General features: G+C 56.4%; 23 protein-coding genes. 16 read left to right on the forward strand and 7 right to left on the reverse strand.

What is annotated here, in order from left to right:
- Positions 1-34 precede the first annotated feature (34 nt).
- Genes QPL95_RS01285 through QPL95_RS01295 form a run of 3 tightly spaced genes read left to right on the forward strand, consistent with a single transcriptional unit; the run spans position 35 to position 2,528 of the window.
- Positions 35-499 (forward strand): L,D-transpeptidase, encoded by a 465-nt coding sequence (locus tag QPL95_RS01285; protein WP_303289713.1) that lies wholly within the window; start codon positions 35-37, stop codon positions 497-499.
- Positions 500-522: 23 nt separating this feature from the next.
- Positions 523-1,743, forward strand: coding sequence for a mechanosensitive ion channel family protein (locus QPL95_RS01290; protein WP_303289210.1), 1,221 nt, complete (start codon positions 523-525; stop codon positions 1,741-1,743).
- Positions 1,740-2,528 carry an S-methyl-5'-thioinosine phosphorylase gene (locus QPL95_RS01295; RefSeq protein ID WP_303289211.1) on the forward strand — a complete coding sequence of 263 codons (789 nt, stop codon included), beginning with the start codon at positions 1,740-1,742 and terminating at the stop codon, positions 2,526-2,528. Before QPL95_RS01290 ends, QPL95_RS01295 begins: the two co-directional genes overlap by 4 nt.
- Here QPL95_RS01295 and QPL95_RS01300 read toward each other — a convergent pair.
- The gene (locus tag QPL95_RS01300) at positions 2,515-3,285 is read right to left on the reverse strand and encodes a CsiV family protein (RefSeq protein ID WP_303289212.1); all 771 of its coding nucleotides are present in this window, start codon (positions 3,283-3,285) and stop codon (positions 2,515-2,517) included. The genes QPL95_RS01295 and QPL95_RS01300 overlap by 14 nt on opposite strands.
- 29 nt (positions 3,286-3,314) lie before the next feature.
- Positions 3,315-6,848 carry a transcription-repair coupling factor gene (gene mfd, locus QPL95_RS01305; protein WP_303289213.1) on the reverse strand — a complete coding sequence of 1,178 codons (3,534 nt, stop codon included), beginning with the start codon at positions 6,846-6,848 and terminating at the stop codon, positions 3,315-3,317.
- 182 nt (positions 6,849-7,030) lie between these two features.
- Between mfd and QPL95_RS01310 the strand changes: the two genes are divergently transcribed.
- From QPL95_RS01310 to sthA, 10 genes are all read left to right on the forward strand, one after another.
- Positions 7,031-8,500 carry a glyceraldehyde-3-phosphate dehydrogenase gene (locus tag QPL95_RS01310; protein WP_303289214.1) on the forward strand — a complete coding sequence of 490 codons (1,470 nt, stop codon included), beginning with the start codon at positions 7,031-7,033 and terminating at the stop codon, positions 8,498-8,500.
- Between the two features lie 239 nt (positions 8,501-8,739).
- Positions 8,740-10,086, forward strand: coding sequence for a Na(+)-translocating NADH-quinone reductase subunit A (locus QPL95_RS01315; protein ID WP_153740431.1), 1,347 nt, complete (start codon positions 8,740-8,742; stop codon positions 10,084-10,086).
- A 4-nt stretch (positions 10,087-10,090) separates the two neighbouring features.
- On the forward strand, positions 10,091-11,299 hold the full coding sequence (locus tag QPL95_RS01320; RefSeq protein ID WP_153740430.1) for an NADH:ubiquinone reductase (Na(+)-transporting) subunit B: 1,209 nt from the start codon (positions 10,091-10,093) through the stop codon (positions 11,297-11,299).
- A complete protein-coding gene (locus QPL95_RS01325; RefSeq protein WP_053112423.1) occupies positions 11,292-12,095 on the forward strand; it encodes a Na(+)-translocating NADH-quinone reductase subunit C in 804 nt (267 codons plus the stop codon). Before QPL95_RS01320 ends, QPL95_RS01325 begins: the two co-directional genes overlap by 8 nt.
- Before the next feature lie 2 nt (positions 12,096-12,097).
- On the forward strand, positions 12,098-12,763 hold the full coding sequence (locus QPL95_RS01330) for an NADH:ubiquinone reductase (Na(+)-transporting) subunit D (protein ID WP_008175066.1): 666 nt from the start codon (positions 12,098-12,100) through the stop codon (positions 12,761-12,763).
- Positions 12,763-13,371, forward strand: a complete 609-nt coding sequence (gene nqrE / locus QPL95_RS01335; RefSeq protein ID WP_303289215.1) for an NADH:ubiquinone reductase (Na(+)-transporting) subunit E — start codon at positions 12,763-12,765, stop codon at positions 13,369-13,371. The genes QPL95_RS01330 and nqrE overlap by 1 nt, the downstream gene beginning before the upstream one ends.
- A gap of 37 nt (positions 13,372-13,408) precedes the next feature.
- Positions 13,409-14,635, forward strand: coding sequence for an NADH:ubiquinone reductase (Na(+)-transporting) subunit F (nqrF, locus tag QPL95_RS01340; protein ID WP_303289216.1), 1,227 nt, complete (start codon positions 13,409-13,411; stop codon positions 14,633-14,635).
- Between the two features lie 9 nt (positions 14,636-14,644).
- Positions 14,645-15,694: an FAD:protein FMN transferase gene (locus QPL95_RS01345; RefSeq protein WP_303289217.1), complete on the forward strand. Its 1,050-nt coding sequence runs from the start codon at positions 14,645-14,647 to the stop codon at positions 15,692-15,694.
- Positions 15,695-15,706: 12 nt separating this feature from the next.
- Positions 15,707-15,949, forward strand: a complete 243-nt coding sequence (gene nqrM, locus QPL95_RS01350) for a (Na+)-NQR maturation NqrM (protein ID WP_303289218.1) — start codon at positions 15,707-15,709, stop codon at positions 15,947-15,949.
- A 69-nt stretch (positions 15,950-16,018) separates the two neighbouring features.
- A complete protein-coding gene (sthA, locus tag QPL95_RS01355; RefSeq protein ID WP_303289219.1) occupies positions 16,019-17,410 on the forward strand; it encodes a Si-specific NAD(P)(+) transhydrogenase in 1,392 nt (463 codons plus the stop codon).
- Between the two features lie 28 nt (positions 17,411-17,438).
- Here the strand turns inward: sthA and QPL95_RS01360 are convergent, their stop codons facing one another.
- The 5 genes from QPL95_RS01360 to dusA all read right to left on the reverse strand — a co-directional run bounded on the left by QPL95_RS01360 (position 17,439) and on the right by dusA (position 21,946).
- Positions 17,439-18,209: a glycerophosphodiester phosphodiesterase gene (locus QPL95_RS01360; RefSeq protein WP_303289220.1), complete on the reverse strand. Its 771-nt coding sequence runs from the start codon at positions 18,207-18,209 to the stop codon at positions 17,439-17,441.
- Positions 18,206-19,333 carry a 3-deoxy-7-phosphoheptulonate synthase gene (locus tag QPL95_RS01365; protein WP_303289221.1) on the reverse strand — a complete coding sequence of 376 codons (1,128 nt, stop codon included), beginning with the start codon at positions 19,331-19,333 and terminating at the stop codon, positions 18,206-18,208. Before QPL95_RS01365 ends, QPL95_RS01360 begins: the two co-directional genes overlap by 4 nt.
- Positions 19,334-19,348: 15 nt before the next feature.
- The gene (locus tag QPL95_RS01370; RefSeq protein ID WP_303289222.1) at positions 19,349-19,798 is read right to left on the reverse strand and encodes a TerB family tellurite resistance protein; all 450 of its coding nucleotides are present in this window, start codon (positions 19,796-19,798) and stop codon (positions 19,349-19,351) included.
- Between the two features lie 31 nt (positions 19,799-19,829).
- Positions 19,830-20,798, reverse strand: coding sequence for a transaldolase (gene tal / locus QPL95_RS01375; protein ID WP_303289223.1), 969 nt, complete (start codon positions 20,796-20,798; stop codon positions 19,830-19,832).
- A gap of 119 nt (positions 20,799-20,917) precedes the next feature.
- Positions 20,918-21,946 carry a tRNA dihydrouridine(20/20a) synthase DusA gene (dusA, locus tag QPL95_RS01380; protein ID WP_303289224.1) on the reverse strand — a complete coding sequence of 343 codons (1,029 nt, stop codon included), beginning with the start codon at positions 21,944-21,946 and terminating at the stop codon, positions 20,918-20,920.
- A 159-nt stretch (positions 21,947-22,105) separates the two neighbouring features.
- On the opposite strand from dusA, the gene QPL95_RS01385 reads away from it, so the two are divergent.
- The 3 genes from QPL95_RS01385 to QPL95_RS01395 are packed head-to-tail and all read left to right on the forward strand — an operon-like array spanning position 22,106 to position 26,049.
- Positions 22,106-24,289 carry a bifunctional diguanylate cyclase/phosphodiesterase gene (locus tag QPL95_RS01385; RefSeq protein ID WP_303289225.1) on the forward strand — a complete coding sequence of 728 codons (2,184 nt, stop codon included), beginning with the start codon at positions 22,106-22,108 and terminating at the stop codon, positions 24,287-24,289.
- A complete protein-coding gene (locus tag QPL95_RS01390; protein WP_303289226.1) occupies positions 24,290-25,837 on the forward strand; it encodes a YdbH domain-containing protein in 1,548 nt (515 codons plus the stop codon).
- Positions 25,834-26,049: a YnbE family lipoprotein gene (locus tag QPL95_RS01395; RefSeq protein ID WP_303289227.1), complete on the forward strand. Its 216-nt coding sequence runs from the start codon at positions 25,834-25,836 to the stop codon at positions 26,047-26,049. The genes QPL95_RS01390 and QPL95_RS01395 overlap by 4 nt, the downstream gene beginning before the upstream one ends.
- Positions 26,050-26,087 lie beyond the last annotated feature (38 nt).

Here is a 26,087-nt window from a genome sequence, read left to right on the forward strand (position 1 = left end):
GAACACCTCATGCCCCTCAGGGGCGTATATCTCCATCAGTATTGCCAAACAGCTGCTTGAATTGCGGACCGCTGACGATGAGGTTGTGCGCGGATATCCCGTGTCTACAGCATTTAACGGCCCCGGTGAGCACAGCGGCAGCGGCTGCACGCCCAGAGGCGAGCACTATATCCGGGCCAGGATGGGTGATGGCTGCCCCTTGAATACGGTTTTTCGGGGCCGGCGGCCGACCGGCGAGGTGTATTCCAGCGAATTGGCAAGGGCACACCCGGAACGTGACTGGATTCTGACGCGGATTCTCTGGCTCTGCGGCCGGGAATGGGGTCGAAACCGCGGCCCGGGTGTCGATACCTTCCGGCGTTTCATATACATTCACGGAACGCCAGACACTGAGCCCATGGGTGAGGCCCTGTCTCATGGCTGCATTCGGATGCGCAACACAGATATCGCAGAACTTTTCGAGCGCGTGCAGGCAGGTACGCGCGTCGTCATTGAATGAGCTGACGGAATTAGAGGAACAGGATGATCGGGGATTTCTTGGCAGTGGTGAACGGTTGGATCCAGCAGTTTGGGTTATTGTCTGAAGGCTGGCGTGCCGGCGTTCTGATTTTCTTGCTGGTGTTAGGGACCGCTGTCGTTGCCTTTGTCGTCAGCCGAGTGGTTCTGTTTCTTGAGAACAAGTTCGGCAGTACCAAAAACCTCTGGGACGACGCCATCCTGCACGCCTCTCGCAAGCCTCTGGTGGCGTTTGTGTGGTTGCAGGGCGTGTATTGGGCGGCCGAAGTAGCCCATCATTTTTCGGAAGCTGAAGTCTTCAAAGCCAATGGCACCCTGTTGCAGGTTGGGTTCGTCTGGGTGTTGGTGTGGGTGCTGTTCGGGCTGGTCAAGCAGGTTGAGAAGATCCTCACGTCTCCAGTGAAGATGCGCAAGCCGATGGATTTCACCACCGTGAATGCCATCAGCAAGCTGCTGCGGGCAGTGATTGTCATTACCGCTGTTCTTACGGCGCTACAAACGCTCGGTTTCAGTATTTCCGGTGTGCTGGCGTTTGGCGGCGTGGGGGGCATCGCGGTTGGCTTCGCTGCCAAGGATCTCCTCGCCAACTTTTTTGGTGGTTTCATTATCCACCTGGACCGCCCGTTCAAGGTCGGTGACTGGATTCGCTCTCCCGACCGGAATATAGAAGGCACGGTTGAACATATTGGTTGGCGCCTGACCACCATTCGCACCTTCGACAAGCGGCCGCTCTACGTTCCTAACGCGACCTTTACCACCATTGCCGTGGAAAACCCCTCCCGCATGACCAACCGGCGGATTTCGGAAACCATCGGCATACGCTATGCCGACGTGCACTCCATGACCAAAATCGTCGATGAAATCCGTGAGATGCTGAAACATCACGAAGAAATCGACGCCAACCAGACACTCATTGTTAACTTTCTGGCGTTCAATGCCTCGTCGCTGGACATCATGGTGTACACCTTCACCAAGACCACTCAGTGGGTGCGCTTCCATGAGATCAAAGAAGATGTGCTGCTGAAGATCAGTGACATTATCGAAAGCCACGGTGCCGAAGTGGCCTTCCCAACGCGTACGCTGCACTTGCCCAACGGTGTGCAGGTTGATGGCCGGGATGCTGCCCGCAACACTGCGAAAGACGGCTCCGAGCCCTCGGGCGCTGAGCCCGAGGGCGCCGGGTCAGACGGTAACAGCGACAACGAACAATCCGGAGAGAAAGCATGACACAGAGCGCCAGCAGCCACCCCGTGGGCATCATCGGTGGCACCGGGCTGACCAGCCTGAGCGAGCTGACGATTGTGGGTGAAGAGTCGGTGAGCACAGCATGGGGCGAGCCGTCAGACAAGCTGGTGCACGGCCGCCTGGGTGATCAGGCGGTGGTGTTTCTTGCCCGCCATGGCAACCCACATCGTATTCCGCCGCATCAGGTGAACTATCGGGCCAACCTGCAGGCGCTCTATAACGCCGGAGCAAGAACCGTGGTTGGTGTGAATGCGGTGGGGGGTATCCACCACCAGATGGGCCCGGCCCATGTGGTGATTCCTCATCAGTTGATTGACTACACCTGGGGGCGGGCAAGTACCTTCTTTGAGGGGGATCTGGAGCACGTTACCCACATCGACTTTACCCACCCCTATGACCTGGCAGGTCGAGAGCTTCTTATTGCGGCCGCCTGTGAGCTGCAGCTAGGGTTTTCGGATTTCGGCGTATATGGCGCAACTCAGGGCCCGAGGCTGGAAACCGCTGCCGAGATTGCCCGCATGGAGCGCGACGGTTGTGATCTGGTGGGAATGACCGGTATGCCCGAAGCGGTCCTTGCTGCGGAACTGGGGATGCGGTACTTGTGCCTTGGGCTTGTGGTGAACTGGGCTGCGGGTAAATCCGACCATATCATCACCATGGCCGAGATTGATGAGGCCATCGAGCAGGGGATGACGGGTATAAAGCGAATTCTGGAACGCTCAATGGCCGGCCTGGGCCAGCTGTCGCCTTTGCCTACATCTTCTTGAAAAACACCAGCACGCCGATTGTGGGGGAATCAATAAAGTGAATTTCCTCACTGCGCATGCGCCGGGTTTCTCTTATCCAGGTTACCAGCTCCACCGGTACGGGCTCTGTCATAACCGGCAGGGTATCAACAGACGCTGCTGATGGGTCGGGCGTGGCTGTTTCCGGGGGTAATGCGCCCGATGCCTCTGGCACGTCTGTGGCTGTGATGGCCTCGTCCGCGACCGGGTTGCTGGCTGCGGGAACCTCACCCTGCTGCCAGTGGTTCAGGTGAACGCCTACGTGCAGGTAGCGCTTCCGGTCGATTTCGATATGGCCTTCGACGGCCCTCTGGCCTGCGCCTTCGAGCCAGTCACCGATCGCAACCCGCAAGGGGGTGCCGTCATAATTCGGCGGGAAACTCTGATACCAGCCTGCGGAAGCCAACACACGATAGTTGCCGCTGTTTTCCAGGCGGCTGGCTGCGTTGCCAAGGTGCAGTTCACTTCTGGCGGTGAGTTTCAGGTCTGAATTCCGGTTGCCGCTGGCGTCTTCAACCCACATGGCTTTGGCGGATGCGTCGGGCGGAGTGACCGGCTTCCCCGTCATCTTTTCGTCGATGGCCGCAGGGTCAACCAGCCGTTGCAGTATCACAATTTCGGCACGATAGAAGTCATCAGGGTTGCTCTGGGCCAGTACTGCACCGGTAGGCATGAAGGCGAGTGCAAAGCTCAGGGCTGCCAACAAGGTTGGTCTTGAACAGCAATTGATGGCGTGCAAGTGTTTCACTCCGGCTGAATCTGGTTGGCTCAGGAGGCCTTGGCTTTTTTGCCTTGGGGCCCAAGTTCCGTGAGCATGGCTGCGATGCCGTCGAGTTTACCACCGGTTGAGTCATCATTCAGCCGGAAGCGAAAGCTGTTGGCCCCCTCAAGCCGATAGGTGTCCGGTGCGGATTGCACTTTTTTAACCAGCACCAGGGGGTCAACCGGTGTGGTCGCACCGAATTCCAGGCGCACCCATTCCTTGCCAGCGTCCACTTTTACGATGCCCAGAGCCTCGGCTGTCAATCGCAGCTGGGTTTGCCGGATCAGATTCTTGGCCGGCTCCGGTAATAATCCGAAGCGGTCAATCATCTCAACCTGAAGTTCTTTTAATGCGTCATCGTCTTTGACGCTGGCAATGCGCTTGTACAGCATCAGTCGGTTATGCACATCCGGCAGGTAGTCATCCGGAATCAATGCAGGAATACGCAGATTCATTTCCGTTCCGTGGCTTAACGGCAGCTCTGCATTGGGTGTGCGGCCTTCCCGAATGGCTTTGACCGCTTCATCCAGAAGCTGCATGTACAGGGTGAAGCCAATGCTCTCGATTTGCCCGCTTTGCTCTTCGCCCAGAAGCTCCCCGGCACCCCGGATTTCCAGGTCGTGGGTGGCCAGCATAAAGCCGGCGCCCAGGTCCTGAGCTTCCGAAATGGCATCCAGACGTTTTTTTGCATCGGCTGAAATGCTCTTCGGTGGCGGTGTCAGCAGGTAGGCATAAGCCTGGTGATGCGAGCGACCAACCCGACCCCGGAGCTGGTGCAGCTGGGCCAGGCCGAATTTGTCCGCCCGTTCGATAATGATGGTGTTGGCACTGGGTACGTCGATCCCGGTTTCCACGATGGTGGTACACACCAGCACATTGAAGCGCTTGTGGTAGAAGTCCGACATGATCTGTTCCAGCTGGCGCTCGCGCATCTGGCCGTGGGCCACGCCCACCCGGGCTTCCGGAATCAGTCGGCGCAGGTCTTCGGCGGTCTTCTCGATGGTCGACACATCGTTGTGCAGGAAGTACACCTGACCACCCCGCAGAATCTCCCGGAGAATGGCTTCTTTGACCATGGCATCGTCGCGTTGGCGCACAAAGGTTTTGACCGACAAACGTCGGGCTGGTGGCGTGGCGATGATGGACAGGTCCCGCAGGTGACCCATGGCCATGTTCAGGGTGCGTGGAATCGGCGTGGCGGTGAGGTTAAGCATGTCGACTTCCGCGCGCAGGGATTTCAGCTTTTCTTTCTGCTGTACGCCAAACCGGTGTTCTTCGTCGATGATCACCAGGCCCAGGTTTTTGAACTTCACGTCGCCCTGCAGCAATTTGTGAGTGCCGATGACGATATCGGCCTGGCCTTCTTCAATAGCGGCCATGGCTTTGCTGGTCTGGGTACTGCTGCGGAAGCGGCTGAGCAGTTCGATCGATACCGGTGTGTCGGAGAAACGATCCCGGAAGGATTCGTAATGCTGCTGTGCCAGCAGGGTGGTGGGCACCAACACAGCCACCTGCTTGCCAGACCAGGTGGCCAGGAACGCGGCGCGCATTGCCACTTCGGTTTTGCCGAAGCCGACATCACCACACACCAGGCGATCCATGGGCTGTTCGCTGGTCATGTCTTCGAACACAGACTGAATGGCGACCTGCTGATCCGGAGTCTCTTCAAATGGAAAACCGGCGGCAAAGGCCCGGTAAGCCTCTTTCGGGTCTTCAAACTGGAATCCTTTGCGGGCTTCACGGCGGGCGTAGACATCCAGCAGCTCTGCCGCGGTATCGCGGATTTTCTCCAGCGCCTTCTGTTTGGCGTTGCTCCAGCGATCGGTGCCCAGTTTGTGCAGTGGGGCGTGTTCTTCGTCTGTCCCGGCATAGCGGGAGATCAGGTGCAGGCTGGATACCGGCACATAGAGTTTGGAGCCACCGGCGTACTCCAGGGTCAGAAACTCGTTTGATTCGCCACCGGCACTGATGGTTTCAAGGCCTTTGTAGCGGCCTACGCCATGGTCGATATGAACCACCGGTGAGCCAACCCTGAGTTCTGACAGGTCCCGGTAGCCGGCGTCGTCCACCTCGGTGGGTTTGTCTCGTCTGCGGCGCTGCAGTACCCGCTCACCAAACAATGCGGTTTCGGTAATCAGCGCCAGATTCTGTTCCGGTAACACCATGCCCTGTTCCATCGGCGCAATGGTGATCGCCAGAGTGGTCTTGTCTTGCTCCAGAAAGGCTTGCCAGTTTGCTACGGTGGCCAGTTTCAGTTTGTGATCACCCAGATTCTCGATCAGAGCTTCCCGGCGCCCGGACGACTCCGCGCAGATCAATACGCGCCCCGGAAACTCGGTGATGAAGCGTTTGAGTCGACCGGCCGGGTCGGCTGCTCTGCCATCCATGGCGATGTCCGGAAGCGTATCGGTGCCGCAATTGGACGTGCCTGCACCCGTCATGGGCTCAGGCGTGCAGGTGACGCGGGGGTAGCGCTTGAATTGTCCGAACACTTCGTCCTGCTGCAGGAACAGTTTGCCAGGCGGCAAAATAGGGCGCAGGCGGTCGTGCCGGCGGTCTTCGTGCCGGGCCCGGGTTTCTGCGTCAAAGGCTTCGACCGCATCGTTCAGGCCGTCGGCGGTAAACAGGAGTGTTGATGCAGGTAAATAATCGAACAGGGTGGCTGTTTCATCAAAGAACAGGGGCAGGTAGTACTCGATGCCTGGCGGCGTGATGCCGTTGCTCACGTCCTGATAAACAGGTGAGTCCTTGTCCGAATGGGGGAAGTGTTCGAACCACCGGTTGCGAAAACCGGATCGGGCTTCTCTGTGCCAGGGGAATTCGTGGGCCGGGAGCAGTTCAACTTGTTCAATGCGGTCTATCGAACGCTGGGTTTCCGGGTCAAACGTTCTCAGTGTGTCGATTTCATCATCGAACAGGTCGATCCGGTAGGGCAGGTTTGAGCCCATGGGGTAGATGTCCAGAATCGCTCCGCGAACAGCGTATTCCCCGTGCTCGTATACGTTCTCGGCGTGATGGTAGCCGGCAGCCTCCAGCTGCAGGCGCCAACTTTCGATGTCCAGGGTCTGGCCGGTTTTCAGCAGCAACGTGTTGCCTTGCAGGTAACTGGGTGGTGCCAGCCGGTGCATCAGTGTGCGGGCCGGTACTACCAGGATGCCGTGACGGGTGGACGGCAATCGATGAAGCGTGCGAATCCGCTGGGAGGTAATGTCCTGGTGAGGCGAGAACAGATCGTAAGGCAACGTTTCCCAATCGGGCAGGGACAGCAGTTCCAGGCCGTCTTCACTGATCGTGGCGCCGTCTTCTTCGGGGGGCAGGTTCAGGAAAAACCGTATGGCCTGTTCCAGCCGGATGGCGTCCGCTGTGCTTCGGGTAACCACGAGTGTCAGCCCGTTGTGCACACGGGCGCTTTCGCAAACGGCCAGCGCATCGCTGCAACCGTGCAGTTGCCCCCACTTTTTGTGGTCCGCAGGTTGTTCCGGTGCCGCAGGTGCAATCAGGGGTTTGGTTGCAAACGGGCGGGCTGAACCTTGGGGCATGGGCGGGGACATCTCCTGAGTTAGCGTATCTGGGATCGACAGCGGCGTTATTCTAGCGCCCGGTGGTGCCAGTGTCATGGCCGGGTAGCCAAAGGTGGGTCAGAAACCTATTTGCCGTCGGGCCTGTTAAGTTGGATAATGTGCGCCTCAAATTATTCCCAGTGCTATACGAGGTTCCAACCGTGAGTCACGAACAAATCAACGAGCACCTGTCCAACTGGATGGATAGAGAGTCCACTGCGGAAGCCATGATCCCGCTGATTGGCCGTCTGTACCGCAAGAACAACGTTGTTACGTCTGTTTACGGCCGGGCGATCATTAATCAGTCGGTCATTGATATTATCCGCGCCCACCGTTTTGTTCGTCAGGTTGAGAATAGCGAGCTGTCCGTTCACGACACCCTGCCCATCCTGCAGGCAATGGACGAAATGGAACTGGGTCGTGCCCACGTCGATATTGGCAAGCTGGCGGTTAAATTCAAGGCGGAAGGCGGCGACCTGACCGAATTCCTCAAGCGTGAAATCGGACCGGTAGTTGGTCAATATTCGAGCCAGCCGGAGCGTGATGCCCGCAACGAAACCAAAGACGTTGTTTTGTACGGTTTTGGTCGGATCGGTCGTCTGCTGACCCGTATTCTGGTGGAAAAGGCCGGTGGCGGTAATGATTTGCGCCTGCGCGCTATCGTTGTTCGCAAGGGCGGCGCGGAAAATGATCTGGAAAAGCGAGCGAGCCTTCTGCGTCGTGACTCCGTACACGGTCCTTTTGATGGCAGTATCACGGTCGATCAGGAAAACAGCGCACTGATTGCCAATGGTAACTTCATTAAGGTGATTTATTCTGACGGTCCGGACAAGGTGGATTACACAGAGTACGGAATCAACAACGCCATTGTGGTGGATAACACCGGCATCTGGCGTGACGAAGCTGGCCTGGGCCTGCACCTGAAGTCCAAAGGTGTCAGCCGGGTGATCCTGACAGCGCCGGGCAAAGGCGATATCAAGAACATTGTTTATGGAATCAACAATGACTGGATCACCGACGAGGACAAGATCCTGTCGGCCGCTTCCTGCACCACCAACGCCATCACCCCGGTGCTGAAGGCGATCAATGACGAATACGGCATTGAGGACGGTCACGTTGAAACCGTACACTCGTACACCAACGACCAGAACCTGATTGATAACTACCACAAGGGCAGTCGTCGTGGTCGTAGTGCCGCACTGAACATGGTGATTACCGAAACGGGTGCGGCCAAAGCGGTAGCCAAGGCTCTGCCAGAGCTGAAAGGCAAGCTGAGCGGCAACGCCATCCGCGTACCGACGCCAAACGTATCCATGGCCATTCTCAACCTGAACCTCAAATCAGAGGTTGAAGTGGAGAAGGTTAATGACTATCTGCGCGATATGGCGCTGCATTCCGAGCTGCAGAAGCAGATCGATTTCGTGAACTCGCCGGAAGTGGTTTCCACCGACTTTGTTGGCTCCCGCCATGCCGGTATTGTTGATGCCCAGGCTACGATCGCCAATGGTAAGCGCCTGATCCTGTACGTATGGTATGACAACGAGTTTGGTTACAGTGCTCAGGTTATCCGTTGTGTTAACCAGATGGCTGGCGTGACCTATCCGATTTTTCCGAAACGCGCTCGCGACTAGAGTCGTAGGCTGCCCTCGGGCAGTATGCTCAAGAAAACCCCGGCAACGCGAGTTACCGGGGTTTTTTCGTACTTTCGAGTGACAAAACCATTTTGGTTACCGGTGGAAATAGGTTTCCTTAATCTCTATAATTAGCGCGATTTTGGGTATGTCTGGCACCCCGTTTCTCACCTTTCCTGGGCCACTGGGGGCCGGACGTTAAAATCCACAGAATAGTTTCTGATGATTGGATGAGGCTAATGATCAAGATCAAAAAAGGCCTGGATCTTCCCATCAGCGGCGCTCCCGAACAGACCATTACAGATGGCAAGCCGATTCGCCACGTGGCATTGATCGGTTTTGACTATCACGGCATGAAGCCGACCATGGCTGTGAAAGAGGGAGACCGTGTCAAGCGCGGTACGCTGCTGTTCACGGACAAGAAGACCGAGGGCGTTCGTTATACTTCACCAGCCGCAGGCGTGGTGAAAGAAATCAATCGCGGTGAGCGTCGTGTATTCCAGTCTGTTGTTATCGAAATCGATGGCAACGATGCGGAAACCTATGCCCGTTACAACGATTCGGACCTTGCCGGCCTGGAACGCCAGCAGGTGGTCGACAACCTGGTAGAGTCCGGCCTGTGGACAGCTTTCCGCACGCGGCCATACAGCAAAGTTCCGGAAATCGATTCCGCACCGAATTCCATTTTCGTGTCTGTGATGGACACCAACCCCCTGGCGGCAGACCCCACCGTTATCATCGGCGAGAACAGCAAGGCTTTTGAAAAAGGCCTGACCATCATCTCCCGCCTGACCAACGGCAAGGTATTTGTAACCGGCAAGCCCGGCGCGAATGTTTCTGTGCCCAAGGCTGACAATATCGAAGTACACCAGTTTGACGGTGTGCACCCGGCCGGCAACGTAGGTACCCATATCCATCACCTGGATCCGGTATCTGCCAGCAAGACTGTCTGGTCCATCAACTACCAGGACGTCATCGATATCGCCAAGCTGTTCGAAACCGGTGAAGTGCCGGTAGACCGCATTGTGGCGATTGCTGGCCCGAAAGCCTCCAAGCCCCGCCTGGTTCGTACCCGTCTGGGTGCCAGCCTGCAGGAGTTGCTGGACGGCGAAGTGGCGACTGACTGTCAGGTTCGTGCTATTTCCGGTTCTGTGTTTGGTGGCCGTCGCGGCGAAGGCCCCTGCGCCTACCTCGGCCGCTTTGCCAACCAGGTAAGCGTGCTGGAAGAGCAGAGCAAGCGTGAGTTCATGGGTTGGTTGTCTCCGGGCCCCAACAAGTTCTCGGTGCTGAATATCTATCTGTCCAAGCTTAACCCGGGCAAGCTGTTCAACTTTACCACCACCACCAATGGCAGTGAGCGAGCCATGGTGCCGGTAGGTGCGTATGAACAGGTTATGCCGCTGGATATCCTGCCAACCCAGCTGCTGCGCGCACTGATTGTGGGCGACACTGAAATGGCACAGAAACTGGGTGCCCTGGAGCTGGACGAAGAAGATCTGGCGCTGTGCACCTTCGTGTGCCCCGGCAAATATGAATACGGTCCGATTCTCCGCGAGAACCTGACCCGAATCGAGATCGAGGGCTAATACGATGGCAATCCGACAGTTTCTCGATGGAATCGAGCATCACTTTGAAAAAGGCGGCAAGTACGAGCGCTGGTACGCCCTGTACGAAGCCGTTGATACAATTTTCTACTCGCCTGCGAGCGTAACCAAGACCACCTCCCATGTGCGTGATGGCGTAGACCTCAAGCGCATCATGATCACTGTGTGGCTGTGTACCTTCCCGGCCATGTTCTTCGGTATGTGGAACATCGGTTTCCAGGCCAACAGCTTCCTGGCAGAAAATGCCGGCGCCCAGATTGCCGACGGCGGCCTGCGTGAAGCCTTCATTACCGCCCTGGCGGTAACCGGAGCCGGAGCCGGCCTTTGGGATAACTTCGTATATGGCCTGGCGTACTTTGTGCCCATCTACGCGGTTACCTTTATTGTGGGTGGCTTCTGGGAAGTCCTGTTCGCCACCGTGCGCAAGCACGAAGTGAACGAAGGCTTCTTTGTGACCTCCGTACTGTTCGCACTGATCTGCCCGCCCACCATCCCGCTGTGGCAGGTGGCCCTGGGTATCACCTTCGGTGTGGTGATCGGTAAGGAAGTGTTCGGCGGTACCGGCAAAAACTTCCTGAACCCGGCCCTGACCGGTCGTGCCTTCCTGTACTTCGCCTATCCGGCGCAGATTTCCGGCGACACCGTCTGGACTGCGGTTGACGGCTTCAGTGGCGCCACGGCGCTGAGCTGGGCCGCCAGTGGTGGTCTGGAAGCTCTGGAAGCTCAAATTGGCTGGATGAGCGCCTTCATGGGCACCATTCAGGGCTCGATGGGTGAGACCTCGACACTGGCCATTCTGATTGGTGGCCTGATCCTGTTGGGGATGAAGATTGCCTCCTATCGCATCGTCGGAGGTGTGTTGATCGGTATGATCGGCATGTCGCTGCTGCTAAACATCATAGGTTCCGAGACCAATCCGATGTTCGCGGTTCCGGCGCATTGGCATCTGGTCATGGGCGGGTTTGCCTTTGGCATGATGTTCATGGCGACGGATCCGGTGTCCGCCGCGATGACTGACACGGGTCGCTGGTGTTTCGGTATTCTGGTAGGCGTGATGACTGTGCTGATCCGCGTGATCAATCCGGCGTTCCCGGAAGGCATCATGCTTGCCATCCTGTTCGCAAACCTGTTCGCGCCATTGATGGACCATTACGTGGTTCAGGCCAACATCAAACGGAGGCTTGCTCGTGGCTAAAGCTAAAGAAACCGTCTCCCGCACGCTGATCGTTGCGCTGGTGCTGAGTATCGTGTTCTCTGTCGTGGTATCCACCGCGGCGGTCATGCTCAGACCTGCCCAGGTCAAGAATCAGCATCTTGATATGACAACGAACATTCTCTCTGCCGCAGGTATGCTGGATCAAGGCGATACTGCAGAGCAGATTTTGCAGAAATTCGAGAGTTTCGATGTTCGCCTGGTGGATTTGGATACTGGTAAATTTGTAAAGCCTTCCGCCGTTGGTGTTGCTGAGCCCATGAAATATGATATGTACAAGGCTGCCTCGGACCCTCAGTTGTCTACGGATATTCCTTCCTCGGAAGACAAGGCTGGCATCAAGCGCCGGCCGAATGTTGCCAGGGTGTATACGCTGAGCGAGAACGGAGAGCTAGTGCGTGTGGTACTGCCAATTCATGGTTATGGCCTCTGGTCTACATTGTATGGCTTCATTTCGCTGGAAGGTGATTTGAACACCATTGAAGGGCTTGGCTTTTACTCCCACGCCGAAACTCCGGGCCTCGGTGGGGAGGTAGACAATCCACGCTGGAAGTCGCAGTGGGTGGGGAAGAAAGTTTATGATGGTGATCGCACTGAACCGCAGATCAAACTGGTTAAAGGTGGCGTAAACGTTGATGCAAAAAAAAGGCAGCATAAAGTGGATGCTCTGTCCGGGGCAACGTTGACCAGTCGCGGCGTTGAGCAACTGGTTAACTACTGGATGGGCGACCGCGGATACGCGCCGTTCCTGCAAAAACTTCGTGAAGGGGAGGTCTGATCATGGCAGATGCATCAGCCAAACAGGTTCTCTTCGAACCGATCTTCAGCAATAACCCGATTGCCCTGCAGATCCTGGGTATCTGTTCAGCGCTGGCGGTTACCACCAGCATGAACGTTACACTTGTTATGTGCGCGGCGGTTATTGCCGTTACCGCATTTTCCAACCTGGCCGTGTCCCTGGTACGCACCCAGATTCCGGGCAGTATCCGGATCATCGTGCAGATGACCATTATCGCCTCCCTGGTAATCGTGGTTGACCAGGTGCTCAAGGCCTATGCCTACGAGATTTCCAAGCAGCTCTCAGTGTTCGTTGGTCTGATTATCACCAACTGCATCGTTATGGGCCGCGCGGAAGGCTTTGCCATGAAGAACGGCCCCTGGCTGAGCTTCCTGGACGGCGTTGGTAACGGTCTGGGCTACTCGGTACTCCTGATCTTCGTTGCCTTCTTCCGTGAATTGCTGGGCGCCGGCTCACTGTTCGGTGTCTCCCTGATGCCGGTGGTGAACGAAGGTGGCTGGTACATTCCTAACGGCTTGTTGCTGCTGCCGCCGAGTGCGTTCTTTATTATCGGCCTGGCGATCTGGGGTCTGCGGACCTGGAAGCCGGAGCAGGTTGAAGAGCCGGACTATAAAATGTCTCGCCATGTCGCCAAGGAGGCCTTCTGATGGAGCATTATATCAGCTTGATTCTGAAGGCTGTTTTTGTTGAAAACATGGCGCTGGCCTTCTTCCTGGGGATGTGTACCTTCCTGGCCATCTCCAAGAAGATCGAGGCCGCAACCGGTCTTGGCATTGCCGTGGTGGTCGTGCTGACGATCACCGTGCCGGTGAACAACCTCCTGTACAACAGCGTATTACGTGAAGGCGCGTTGGCCTGGGCTGGCCTGCCAAACGTGGATCTGAGCTTCCTGGGTCTGCTGACCTACATCGGTGTCATTGCAGCGATCGTACAGATCATGGAAATGGTGCTGGATAAATACATCCCGGCCCTGTATTCCGCCCTGGGTGTGTTCTTGCCGCTGATCACCGTTAACTGCGCCATTATGGGTGCGTCACTGTTCATGGTTGAGCGTGACTACACCTTTGGTGAGAGTGTGGTGTATGGCTTCGGTGCCGGCATTGGCTGGGCCCTGGCTATCATCGCCCTGGCAGGTATCCGTGAAAAGCTCAAATACAGCGATGTCCCGAACGGACTGCGTGGCCTTGGCATCACCTTCGTGACTGTTGGTTTGATGTCTCTGGGCTTCATGTCGTTCTCGGGCATCTCCCTGTAATTCACCCGGTGATTCGGTTTAACGAAAAGGCGAGACCATGAATACAGAAATTATTCTCGGCGTGGTCATGTTCACCGTTATCGTTCTGGCGCTGGTGGCGATTATCCTCGCGGCCCGCTCCAGGCTGGTAAGCACCGGTGATGTGACCATTGAGATCAACGATGACCCCGAGCACACGGTGAAAACCAGTGCCGGTGGCAAGCTGCTGGGTACCCTGGCCAACAGTGGTATTTACCTGTCCTCTGCCTGTGGTGGCGGCGGTACCTGTGCCCAGTGCAAGTGCAAAGTCTTCGACGGCGGCGGCGCCATGCTGCCCACCGAAAAAACTCACTTCACCAACCGTGAAGAGAAGGAAGGCTGGCGTTTGTCGTGCCAGGTGCCTGTGAAACAGGACATGAAGATTGAAGTGCCGGAAGAGTTCTTCGGTGTGAAGAAGTGGGAATGCGAAGTGGTGTCCAACCACAACGTGGCTACCTTCATCAAAGAACTGGTTCTGAAGCTGCCAGAAGGTGAGGAAGTCGATTTCCGTGCCGGTGGTTACGTTCAGCTCGAGTGCCCTCCCTACGAAATTGATTTCAAAGATTTCAATATCGAGGAAGAGTTCCACGAAGACTGGGACAAGCACGATATCTGGCGCTATAAGGCGATCAACAAGGAAGACACCATCCGGGCCTATTCCATGGCGAACTACCCGGAAGAAAGGGGTCTTCTCAAGTTCAACATCCGTATTGCGACACCGCCTCCTGGCACCGATCATCCGCCAGGAATCATGTCCAGCTTCGTGTTCAACCTGAAGCCTGGTGACAAGGTGACCGTAATGGGGCCGTTCGGTGAGTTCTTCGCCAAGAAGACCGATGCTGAAATGGTGTTTGTTGGCGGTGGTGCCGGTATGGCGCCCATGCGTTCCCACATCTTTGACCAGCTCAAGCGCCTGAACTCCAAACGCAAGATCAGCTTCTGGTACGGTGCGCGCAGTGTGCGTGAGATGTTCTATGTTGAAGACTTTGATGGTCTGGCTGCAGAGAACGAAAACTTCGAGTGGCACGTGGCCTTGTCTGACGCATTGCCAACCGATAACTGGGAAGGCCCGACCGGCTTTATCCACAACGTGTTGTACGAAAACTATCTGAAGGACCATCCGGCGCCTGAAGATTGTGAGTTCTACATGTGTGGGCCCCCAATCATGAACGCGTCTGTGATCAAGATGTTGAAAGACCTTGGTGTCGAAGACGAAAACATCATGCTGGATGACTTCGGAGGTTAATCAACTCAGATGACATTCCGCGTGTATCAACCCGTCAGGGTGGTTGTGGCCAGTGCCTTTTTGGCGCTGGCTGTGGCTGCCCTGGCGGGTTGCTCGTTTCAGGACGATGAACAAATCTGGGAGATCTCCGGTGGGATCTTCGGAACGACCTATCACATAAACGTCGTATTGCCAGAAGATGAATCGAAGCTGCAGACTCTTGCTCAGGGGATTCAGAACGAGTTGGAACGGGTTGACGGCGCAATGTCGACCTGGAAGCCCGATTCCGAGCTTTCGCAGCTGAACCGAAAGCAGGATCAGTCCAGCTGGATGGAGCTGTCAGCTCCCTTGTTTGAGGTGATCAGTCGCGCACAGGATGTGTCCGCCCTGACGGACGGCGCGTTTGACGTTACGGTTGGGCCAGTGGTTAATCTCTGGGGGTTCGGCCCGGAAGCGAGGCCGGAATCCACTCCCTCGACAGCTCAGCTGGCTGAGCTGATGGCGGTGACCGGCTGGGAGTTTCTGGAACTCGATGCGGATACCCGCTCTGTTCGCAGTGCGCCCCCGCAGTACATCGATTTGTCCGGCATTGCTAAAGGGTATGGGGTGGATGTCGTTGCCCGATACCTCGACGGGGAAGGCGTCCAGGCTTACCTTGTGGAAATCGGGGGCGAAGTTCGCACCAGGGGCCGCAAGCCGGGTGGCGAAGCGTGGCGCCTGGCGATTGAGGAGCCGTCCGAGCAGGCGCGGCAGGTGAACAAGATCGTGGCGATGGATGATCGGTCGATGGCGACCTCCGGTGACTATCGTAACTATTACGAATCGGAAGGGCAGCGGTATTCCCATACAATTGATCCTGATACGGGAAGGCCGATAAGTCATAATCTGGCATCGGTTACCGTAATCGCCGATGACTGCATGACAGCCGATGCGTTGGCGACAGGTTTTAATGTTATGGGGTTTGAGCGGGCGATGAGCCTGGCTACCCGGGAAAACATTCCCGCATATTTCATTGTAAGAGGGGAGATGGGCTTTGAAGTACACCAGACGCCAGCTTTCTCGTCTTACGTTGTCCAGTAAAGGAGGGCCATCATGAGCACCTTTCTTTTAGTTTTGTTCATAGTTGTTTTGCTGATTGCCGGCATGTCGGTTGGCGTGATTTTCGGTCGAAAGCCCATCAGCGGTACCTGCGGGGGCATTGGTGCTCTGGGTATTAGCGCTTCCTGTGATATTTGTGGTGGCAACACCCAGAAGTGTGAAGAAAGCCGGAGTGAATCGGGAGACGCCGAGCAGGCAAAAGATCTGGCCTACGACGCCAGCAAAACAGATCAATAACCGCAAGCGGTCACACATTCAATAACTAAAGCTACGCTCAAGAGACGTAGATAAGGAGTCACTGCGCGCATGGCAGAGCATCATTACGACGTAGTTGTTATCGGCGCCGGCCCAGCCGGTGAAGGGGCAGCAATGAACGCGGCAAAACACAACAAGCGTGTTGCGATCATTGAGGATAAGCCCGCAGTCGGTGGTAACTGCACACACTGGGGCACGATTCCTTCCAAGGCGCTGCGGCATTCCGTTAAACAGATCATCACCTTCAATACCAATCAAATGTTTCGGGACATCGGCGAGCCCCGCTGGTTTTCTTTTCCGCGGGTGCTGCAAAATGCCCAGAAGGTGATTGGTAAACAGGTCAAGTTACGCACCCAGTTCTATTCCCGAAATCGGGTGGATCTGATCACCGGTCGAGCGGCCTTTGTCGACCAGAATCGCCTCGAGATTCGTGGAAACAAGTCCGTTGAAACGATTCATTTCAAACAGGCGGTGATCGCGACGGGCTCCCGGCCTTACCTGCCACCCGATGTCGATTTCCGGCACCATCGCATCTATAACTCCGACTCCATCCTGAACCTGTCACACACACCGCGCACCCTGATCATCTACGGTGCGGGCGTTATCGGTTCCGAGTACGCGTCTATATTTGCCGGGCTGGGTGTCAAGGTTGATCTGATTAACCCGGGTGATCGACTGCTGTCATTCCTTGATGACGAAATCTCGGACGCTCTGAGCTACCATTTGCGCAGCAATGGTGTGTTGGTGCGTCACAACGAGCAGTACGAGTCGGTCAAGGGCGACGACCACGGGGTGGTGCTGTCCCTTCAGTCTGGCAAGAAGATCCGTGCGGATGCCTTCCTGTGGTGTAACGGCCGCAGCGGCAACACGGAAAACCTGGGGCTGGACAACATTGGTCTTGTGCCCAATGGTCGAGGCCAGCTGGCTGTGGATGAACATTATCGTACCGATATCGAGCACATCTATGCCGTAGGCGATGTTATCGGTTGGCCCAGTCTGGCGAGTGCGGCATACGACCAGGGGCGCTCTGCGTCCTCTGATATCGTGCAGGATCAGTACTTCCGGTTTGTGAACGATGTGCCGACCGGCATTTACACCATCCCGGAAATCAGCTCAGTGGGTAAAACCGAGCGCGAACTGACGGAAGCCAAGGTGCCTTACGATGTTGGTCAGGCGTTCTTCAAAGATCTGGCTCGTGCGCAGATCACTGGCGAGGCGGTGGGCATGCTGAAACTGCTGTTCCATCGGGAGACGCGGGAAATTCTGGGTATCCACTGCTTTGGTGACCAGGCTGCCGAGATTGTACACATCGGGCAGGCCATCATGAACCAGGAAGGGGAGGCCAACTCCCTTAACTACTTCATAAACACCACGTTCAATTACCCGACCATGGCGGAAGCCTACCGGGTAGCCGCACTGAATGGCCTGAACCGGATTTTCTGATTCAGGCGTTCTCCCGGGGGGCCAGGCGTCAGGCTGGCTCCGGGGTTTCTTTGATGGGTAAATTCAGCAGCGACCTTGCACGGTTATCAAAATACATCCGGGTGCTGGTCGGGTAGTCGGTAATGATGCTGTCTACGCCCATATCTTCCAGCGCCAGCATGTCGTGAATGCGATTGACCGTCCAGGTCGACACATGCATGTTGCGCTTATGCGCCATATCCACCATTTCCTTGTTGAGAATCCTCCAGTTTACACAGAAGTATTCACAGCCCAGCCGGGTCGCCAGATTCAGCGGCTTTGGGAACCTGCGCTCTGCCACCAGGCCAATCCGGATGTTTTTGTCGCGCCGGCGGATTTCCCGGAGAAACCAGGGGTCGGTCGAGGTTATCGCAGCGGTTTGGTACAGATTCCGGCGTTGGATAATTTCGGTAAGCCGGTTGCAAAGAACGTTCAGCCGGGAGCGAGAGTCTTTTTTCACTTCCAGTTGCAGGTGTTCGATGTCATCAAACTGCTGAAGCAGGGTTTCAAGCGTTGGAATGCCGATCTTCCTGGGCCACGCACTGGTGTTGCGCCGGGCATCCATGTTTTCGAGCTCAGCGGCGGTGTAGCGGGCCACGCTGCCTTTCTGCCCGGTGGTACGGTCTACCGTCAGGTCGTGTACCAGCACGGGAATGCCGTCTTTTGAAAGCACCAGATCGAGCTCAAAATGTCGTATCCCATGCCGGTAGGCATGGATAAATCCCGGTAGCGTGTTTTCGGGGGCCTCACCTTTGGCCCCCCGGTGACCATAAACGATCATTCTGCAGTGCTACCCTTCAAGCGTTGATAAATGGCCTGGCGCTTCTTCCAGGTGTCGTGACACAGCCTGATATCTTCCATGTAGGCTGGCAACTCGTTCATCAGAAGTGCCTGTGGGCCGTCGACCAGGGCTTTTTCCGGTTTCGGGTGGAAGTCCACCAACACCATGTTAGCGCCGGCTATCACGCCCTGAGCGGTCGCGTGCATCACATCCAGAATACCGTCCGGTGAGCGTTCCCGGGTGCCTACAGAGTGGGAGGGGTCGACACACACCGGCATTCGGGTGAGGCGTTTAACCGCTGGTACGTGGGCAAAATCCACCATGTTACGGTGTGGCTGGCCCGCTTCGGTTTTCATGCCACGCAGGCAGAAAATCACGTTGGCATTGCCTTCACTCGCCAGGTATTCGGCGGCGTTCAGGGATTCGTTCAGGGTAATGCCGAAGCCTCGCTTCAGCAGCACCGGGTAGGTGCTCTGGCGACCAATGGCTTTGAGCAGTTCAAAGTTCTGGGTGTTGCGGGTGCCCACTTGTAGCATCACGCCAGTTGGCCGGCCCAGTTTTTCCAGGCAGGTGTCGATTTCTTCGATGTGGCTTTCGTGGGTGATTTCCATGGCAATCACTTTGATGCCATGTTTCCCGGCCTTTTCGAATACCCAGGGCAGACATCCCTTGCCATGCCCCTGGAATGAGTAGGGGTTGGTGCGGGGCTTGTAGGCGCCCATGCGGGTACAGACTTCGCCACTGTCTTCCAGCGCCTTCATCATGATTTCAACATGCTCTGGCACATCTACTGCGCACAGCCCGGCAAATATGTTCAGGTTGTTCTGGCTGAACTCCACGCCGTTGTAGGTGAAGCCACTCTGGCGGTTGTCGTCTTTATGGCGGCCCAGAATCCGGTAGTCTTCGGAGATCCGGATGGCTCGCTCCACCGCTGGCAAGGCTTCGATTTCTTCTTTATCGAGGGTCTTGGTGTCGCCCAGAAGGTAGATTTCGGTCAGTCGCTGGCTGGCACCCTGAATCTCATGAACACGCAGGGTGACCCCTGGCAGGTTTTCAAGATAGTGCAGGGTCTGGCGGTAGGCTTCGCTGTCCAGTGAGGTATTGGGGTGAAGAATGGCTAACATGGCGTCTCCTTGAAGTTAGTTGGCGGCGGCTTCCGCCCGGTGCCGAGCCTGCATGTATTCACGGTGATTAAGATGCAGCAGGTCTGCCATGCGGCGAATAAGGTGTTCTTCGTATTTGTCGATGCGGCCATCTGCCAAGGCAACTCGCCAGATGCTTTCCAGTAGAGCCTGTTTCTGGTCCTGATCGAAGTGATCGTTGATCTGGCCGGTAAACTCATACATGGACGTGGCGTCTTCAGCATGGGACAGCGCATCTTCAAGAATCTCTTTGGCTTCTTCCCGGGTTACCTGGTGTGCTTTAACGGCGCAGTCGACAATGGTTTGCAGCTCACTGCTGTCCTCGTGGTTATCCACCCGGGACAACTGAACCATCAGCGCCGTCGCAGCAACAGCCAGCTGGTGGGAATCCGGTTTTACCGGCTCGGAAGCCGGTGTGGCGAAGAGTTTCTTCAGGCGATCGATCATTCAGTAACCAGTGCCTCAATGCGGTTGTGAATTACGCGGCTGCGGTTGCCATCTGGCGAACCCGCTGTTCCAGTTCAATCTGGTCCGCCGCAAACCGGCGAATACCATCGGCCAGCTTTTCTGTAGCCATGGCGTCTTCATTGGACTCCCAGCGGAACAGCTTTTCATCCACAGTGCCCAGCCTGTCGCTACCAGCGGCTGTATCGGCATTCAATTGCCGGGTCAGCTCGCCCTGGTCATCTTTCAGTTCCTGCAAAAGGGCAGGGCTGATGGTCAGGCGGTCGCAACCGGCCAGCATCTCAATCTCGCCGATATTGCGAAAACTGGCCCCCATCACAACGGTGTTGTAGCCGTTGGCCTTGTAGTAATTATAGATGCGGGTGACGGATTGTACGCCCGGATCTTCGGCCGGCGGGTAACTGTCGCGGCCCGAGTTGGCAAGGTGCCAGTCCAGAATGCGGCCAACAAACGGTGAGATCAGGTGCGCCCCAGCCTGGGCACAGGCCACCGCTTGCACGAATGAGAACAGCAGGGTGAGATTGCAGCGAATGCCTTCCTTTTCCAGCTGCTCGGCCGCCCGAATGCCTTCCCAGGTAGACGCAATCTTGATCAGCACACGGCTGGTATCGACACCTTGCTGGTCATAGAACTCCACCAGCCGGCGCGCACGCTTCAATGTAGCTGAGGTATCAAATGACAAACGAGCATCGACTTCGGTGGAAACCACACCGGGAATCAGGCTCAGTATTTCTTTACCAGCCAGGACGGCAAGCATATCGGTGGCGACGGTCAACTGTTCTGCACGGGACCCACCCTGCTTGGCGGCAAAGGCAACGGCTTTGTCCAGCATCGGGCGATAGGCTTCCGAGGCGGCGGCTTTCAAAAGCAGAGAAGGGTTGGTGGTCGCATCTTCCGGCCGCCATTGGGCAATGGCGTCTATATCGCCGGTGTCGGCCACCACGGTGGTCATGGTTTTCAGTTGGTCCAGCTTGCTCGTCATTCGTTGTGTCGTCCCGGTTGTCAGATGTTATCGCGGCACCCAGCTCCCGAATGCCTTCCTGCCCACTACAATAACGGCAGCTTACGGCGGGAACAAGACAACCAAAGGTCTGTAGGCCCTCAGCTTTCAGTGATGCCGACCGGCTCACGGACTTTAGCTAGAGCCTGTTCGATCACTTCAAGGCCGGAGCCCGGCTTGTTGGCGTTTTCGCTCAGGTGCCGGCGAAATTGTCGACCACCCGGCATGCCCAGAAATAAACCCATAATGTGGCGGGTAATGTGGGTGAGGTACACACCACGATCCAGCTCTTGCTGAATAAACGGAAACATGGCTTGTAAAGCCTCGTGGCGGCTGGCAACCGGAGCTGGCTGGCCAAAGAATTCGTTGTCCACACCAGCCAGCAGCCAGGGGTTGTGGTACGCCTCCCGGCCTAACATTACGCCGTCGGTGTGGGCCAGGTGGTCATGGCACTCATCGAAGGTTTTAATGCCGCCGTTGATGATGATTTCCAGGTGCGGATAGGCCTGTTTCAAACGGTACACCCAATCATACTTCAGGGGTGGAATGTCCCGGTTTTCTTTCGGGCTCAGGCCTTCGAGAATGGCAATGCGGGCATGCACGATGAACGTTTTGCAGCCTGCGGCTGACACCTTCTCGATAAACTCGCAGAGCTCTTCCCAGGATTCCCGGCCATTGATGCCAATGCGGTGCTTTACGGTGACCGGCAGCTCTGTGGCCTCGATCATCGCCGTTACCCCTTCGGCCACTTTGTCCGGGTGGCCCATCAGGCAGGCACCGATCATGTTGTTCTGTACCCGGTCGCTGGGGCAACCCACGTTCAGGTTGACCTCATCAAACCCGTATTGCTGTGCGAGCTTTGCACAATAAGCCAGCTCTTTCGCATCGCTGCCGCCCAGTTGAAGTGCCAACGGGTATTCGGTCTCGTCGTGGCGCAGAAATCGCGCGGTATCGCCATGAATCAAGGCGCCAGTGGTCACCATCTCGGTGTAGAGCAGGGTGTGCCGGCTCAGTTGCCGCGCCAGATAACGATAGTGACTGGTGGTCCAGTCCATCATCGGGGCCACGCAAAAGCGGCGGGAGGGGCCTTGGTGGCCGGTTTTGGCATCCAGTGAGGGGGAGGTCGGCATTCAGTTTATTACCTGTATACAACAGTGGTGCATTGCGTGGACTGACGATCAAGTGGCTCTAAAGGCAGTAGTTTACCAGAGTGGCTCGCACGAATAACTGGCATTTTCCCTTAACCAAAGATAGTCTCAAATCAAAACGCTTTATTCTCAGGCAACCGCATGATCAACACACTTGTCGAGCTGGCAGACCAGCAAAAAATTCAGGACATGATCGCCAATCATGCGCCCTTTAGTGACATTCTCGCAGCCGTCACTGGCATGGTGGCCCGGCAAATGCCGGACGCACTGGTCACTTTCATGCTCTATGATCCGGCGGACGACACGATCAGTTTGGTGGCCGGAGAGGGCTTGTCAGAGGCCTATAAACTGGCCATGCAGCGGCGAAAAATAGGCCCCGAAGTGGCCACCTGCGGTGCCGCAGCCTTTTTCCGCAAGATCATCATTACCAGAAGCATTGCAGACGACGTAAACTGGGCGCCCTACCGGGACTATTCGTTTGCGGAAGGCCTGGCATCCTGCTGGTCTATTCCGGTGCTCACCACCGATGATGAACTGCTTGGAACCTTTGCGACCTACCATCGCTATCCCTATACGCCGGAGGAGAGCCAGTTGGTGCTCTCACAACGGGCCGCGGGCCTTCTGGCTCTGGCGTTGGCAAGACAGCGTGATCACCACGCACTGCGAGTTAACCAGCAACGATACCAGTCACTGTTCACGCACCATCCGGATGCGGTGTATGAGCTTGACCTCGAGGGTCGCTTCATTGCGGCCAATCCAAGCGTTGAAAAAATAACCGGGTTCTCCGAGCAGAGTATCCTGGGCTTGCATTACTCTCGCTTTGTCAGCCCTGAAGACCTGGAAATGACCCACCAGGCGTTCCGCAAGGCTCGCAAGGGCCTGCCGCACACTTACGAAGTGGGCGCTTATCATGCCAGCGGCGAACAGTACCGGATGGAAGTAACCAACCTGCCCATCGTGGTTGATGATGAAATTGTGGGGGTATACGGCATCGCGAGGGACGTAACCCGCCAGAAAGAAAACGAGCAAAAACTGCGCTTTCAGCGCACCCACGATCTTCTTACGGGGCTTGCCAACCGCTCCGGCTTTGAGGCCCGGTTGGCAGAGGATTACCCGCTGTCCAAACGGCGCGTTGCTGTTTTGCTTGTTAACCTGGACGGCTTCACCTCTATCAACGATGGTTTGGGGCATGCAGTCGGTGATCAGCTGCTTCAGGCGGTCGCAAACAGGTTATCTGACTGGCTTCAACCCGGCGATTTCCTTGCCCGCTTCGCAGGCGACGAGTTCGGCGTGCTATTGAGCGGTCAGGTTACGGAAGAGCAGGTGCTTCAGGCCGCGGAAGGCTTGCTTGGCGTGTTATCCCGCCCGTTCGAGATAGGTGAATACGTCCTGCACATCAGTGCCAGCATTGGCATAGCCTTTGGTAGCGGAACCGCCCAGAGCAGCAGTGAGCTGATTCAGCATGCCCACATCGCCGTGCGCGAAGCCAAAGCTCAGGGCCGAAACACCTGGGAGTGGTATGCCAGCGATGCCAGCACCTCCGTGCGTGAACACATCGCGCTTCGCCGGGAACTGCTCGAAGCCGTCGAGCACGACCAACTGGTTCTCCATTACCAACCTGTTGTCGACGCCTGCACCGGAGAGCTGAAAGCAATGGAAGCCCTGGTGCGATGGCAACACCCGGTGCGGGGCCTGGTGCCACCGGGGGTGTTCATTCCGCTGGCCGAACAAACCGGGCAGATCATTGATATCGACCGTTGGGTGCTCCGGCAGGCCTGCAAAGACCTGCCAGCCATAAACGCAGGCCGCACCGAGCCGCTGACCGTGGCCGTGAATATCTCTCCCGTGCATTTCCGCCGAACCGGATTCTTTGAGGAAATTCGCCAGGCACTCGAGGAAAGTGGGGTCACTCCATGCCTGCTGGAACTGGAGGTGACTGAAGGCCTGTTGATGTCTGGTACTGAAAAAGCGATCGACTTACTGCAAAACCTGCGCAACCTCGGTGTGAAAGTTGCTATTGATGATTTTGGTACAGGATTCTCCAGCCTCAGTTACCTGCGCCAGTTACCCATCACCAAAGTGAAAATAGATCGCAGTTTTATCAACCAAATCGATACCAATCGCGACAACGCGGCGATTGTTCAGGGCGTTATTACCATGGCGCATCACCTTGGCCTGCAAGTTGTGGCAGAGGGTGTAGAAAACCAGGCCCAGCAGAGCGATCTGATTCAACGCAGCTGTGAATTGCTGCAGGGCTTCTACTTCTCCAGGCCAGTGCCTTTGGCTGAGTTCATTCGCTTGCCTCAGCGACTACCGGAAAACTAAGTGCCTCCAGAGTGGTCTGGGTTTCCCGTTGTGCGCTCACTCCGCGCTCTTTCGTGGGTTCGATGGACCAGTCTGGCCATTCTGTTGGCATCCTCCGTGTTGTCGCAGTCGGCCTTGGCCTTCAGTTGGTCGCTGGCGCTGCAGCAGGGCCGGATTGGCCTGGCGCTCCCGGATATCCAGTCCGGGGACTGGCAAGTCACTGGCATTCGGGCTGACCTGGTGAACGCCGTGGAGGCGGATAACCGAAATATTACCGTTCACTTCAAAACCGGCTCCGTGTTGCAGGCTGAAAGCCTGGTTCATAACGCGAATGGCGAGCCCACTCAGCTTGCGCAAGTGCAAGTGGAATTGTCCGCTGTCACTCTGGTGATAAACCTCGGTGGCACCGGTTCCTTGGCAGATCGGAGCACGGTAACCGGGAATGTCATCATCGACGTTGGCGAAGTTCGACATCCGTACCTGAAACCCCAGAGCTGGCGTTTTGAGGGGAAAGTAGCTGGCGCTTTTACCGATCTGACCATTGAGGGTCGGGCGCAATCCGCCTCCGGGCTCGCAGCCGATGTCGTCATACATAATGTCCTCGGGAACTTCCTCGCGGCCCGGGTTGCCACGGAGGTTATTGGCGGGGCAGGAGGCAAGGCTTTGGCAAGCACGCTGGCCGATTGGCCTGAGTTACTGGAGCTGACCGCAGGGCGGGTAAAAGCTGAAGCATCATTGCGCATCGAGCCGGACGAACCGCTAGTGCTGGATGCCAGTTTTAATGCGGACGGCGTTGATGGCCTGATGGATCGAACGGCCCTGACCGGACTCAATGGGCGGCTGCTGGTTAACCTGGAAGATGACACTCTGACCGCTCATTTTCGTGACCTGGCAGTTGCCCAGATCAATTCCGGCATCGGAATTGGCCCCATTCGTTTTCTTGCGGATTACCGTGCTCCCCGGGGCAATGTATTCGGCGGAATTCTCAGCGTCCAACAGGCAAACGCAGATTTTCTTGATGGCCGTTTACGTGTAGCACCTGGAGCCATAGACCTGGGCGCAGAACCCTGGACATTGCCTGTTGATGTCTACGAAGTTTCCCTTGAGCGATTACTGCAGGTATACCCGGCCGAGGGCTTCTCAGGAACGGGTGAACTCACCGGCCTCGTTCCCATCCAGGTCAGCAGTGCCGGTATAGAGGTTCATCAGGGGACGATCTCGGCCATTGCTCCCGGAGGTTTGTTGCGGTTGCCGGCGGAACGCTTGCAGGCCATGCTCGGCAGCAGCGAAGCCATGGCGCAGGTGGTCGATGCTTTGCAAAACTTTCACTATTCGGTGCTCGACAGCACGATAGACTACGATGATAAGGGCAGGTTGATACTGGGTTTGAGGCTTGAGGGGCAAAACCCGGAGGTTAGAGGCGGGCGGCCTGTGGTGCTCAACATCAATCTTGAAGAAGATATCCCCGCCCTGTTAACCAGCCTGCAGCTCAGTGGCAGGGTAAACGAAGCCGTGACTGAACGTGTTCAGGAACGACTGAAGCAATCCGGACAGGAGGCAGAGCCATGACGAATGTATCGCGGTCGCGCCGGCCGCTTGTGATAAGAGCATTGCTCATCGCGATGCTTCCGTTGGCATTGATTGCCTGTACACCAACGGTGCAGATGGCGGCACCGAAAGAACCGATTACGGTAAACCTGAACGTCAAGATTCAGCACGAAATCTATGTGAAAGTGGATAAAGACGTGGATGAACTGTTCAGCGAGAAGGGCCTGTTCTGAATGGAACCAGGCATGACCAAAGGCTGATCAAGGAGTTG

The sequence above is a fragment of the Marinobacter sp. SS5-14b genome, assembly GCF_030541005.1.
In the GTDB taxonomy this organism is placed as follows: domain Bacteria; phylum Pseudomonadota; class Gammaproteobacteria; order Pseudomonadales; family Oleiphilaceae; genus Marinobacter.

Coding starts and splice junctions, on each gene's coding strand:
- QPL95_RS01290 (WP_303289210.1), top strand. CDS start 523: ATGATCGGGGATTTCTTGGCAGTGGTGAACGGTTGGATCCAGCAGTTT.
- QPL95_RS01295 (WP_303289211.1), top strand. CDS start 1,740: ATGACACAGAGCGCCAGCAGCCACCCCGTGGGCATCATCGGTGGCACC.
- mfd (WP_303289213.1), bottom strand. CDS start 6,848: ATGCCCCAAGGTTCAGCCCGCCCGTTTGCAACCAAACCCCTGATTGCA.
- QPL95_RS01315 (WP_153740431.1), top strand. CDS start 8,740: ATGATCAAGATCAAAAAAGGCCTGGATCTTCCCATCAGCGGCGCTCCC.
- QPL95_RS01320 (WP_153740430.1), top strand. CDS start 10,091: ATGGCAATCCGACAGTTTCTCGATGGAATCGAGCATCACTTTGAAAAA.
- QPL95_RS01330 (WP_008175066.1), top strand. CDS start 12,098: ATGGCAGATGCATCAGCCAAACAGGTTCTCTTCGAACCGATCTTCAGC.
- nqrE (WP_303289215.1), top strand. CDS start 12,763: ATGGAGCATTATATCAGCTTGATTCTGAAGGCTGTTTTTGTTGAAAAC.
- nqrF (WP_303289216.1), top strand. CDS start 13,409: ATGAATACAGAAATTATTCTCGGCGTGGTCATGTTCACCGTTATCGTT.
- QPL95_RS01345 (WP_303289217.1), top strand. CDS start 14,645: ATGACATTCCGCGTGTATCAACCCGTCAGGGTGGTTGTGGCCAGTGCC.
- nqrM (WP_303289218.1), top strand. CDS start 15,707: ATGAGCACCTTTCTTTTAGTTTTGTTCATAGTTGTTTTGCTGATTGCC.
- sthA (WP_303289219.1), top strand. CDS start 16,019: ATGGCAGAGCATCATTACGACGTAGTTGTTATCGGCGCCGGCCCAGCC.
- QPL95_RS01360 (WP_303289220.1), bottom strand. CDS start 18,209: ATGATCGTTTATGGTCACCGGGGGGCCAAAGGTGAGGCCCCCGAAAAC.
- QPL95_RS01365 (WP_303289221.1), bottom strand. CDS start 19,333: ATGTTAGCCATTCTTCACCCCAATACCTCACTGGACAGCGAAGCCTAC.
- QPL95_RS01370 (WP_303289222.1), bottom strand. CDS start 19,798: ATGATCGATCGCCTGAAGAAACTCTTCGCCACACCGGCTTCCGAGCCG.
- tal (WP_303289223.1), bottom strand. CDS start 20,798: ATGACGAGCAAGCTGGACCAACTGAAAACCATGACCACCGTGGTGGCC.
- dusA (WP_303289224.1), bottom strand. CDS start 21,946: ATGCCGACCTCCCCCTCACTGGATGCCAAAACCGGCCACCAAGGCCCC.
- QPL95_RS01385 (WP_303289225.1), top strand. CDS start 22,106: ATGATCAACACACTTGTCGAGCTGGCAGACCAGCAAAAAATTCAGGAC.
- QPL95_RS01395 (WP_303289227.1), top strand. CDS start 25,834: ATGACGAATGTATCGCGGTCGCGCCGGCCGCTTGTGATAAGAGCATTG.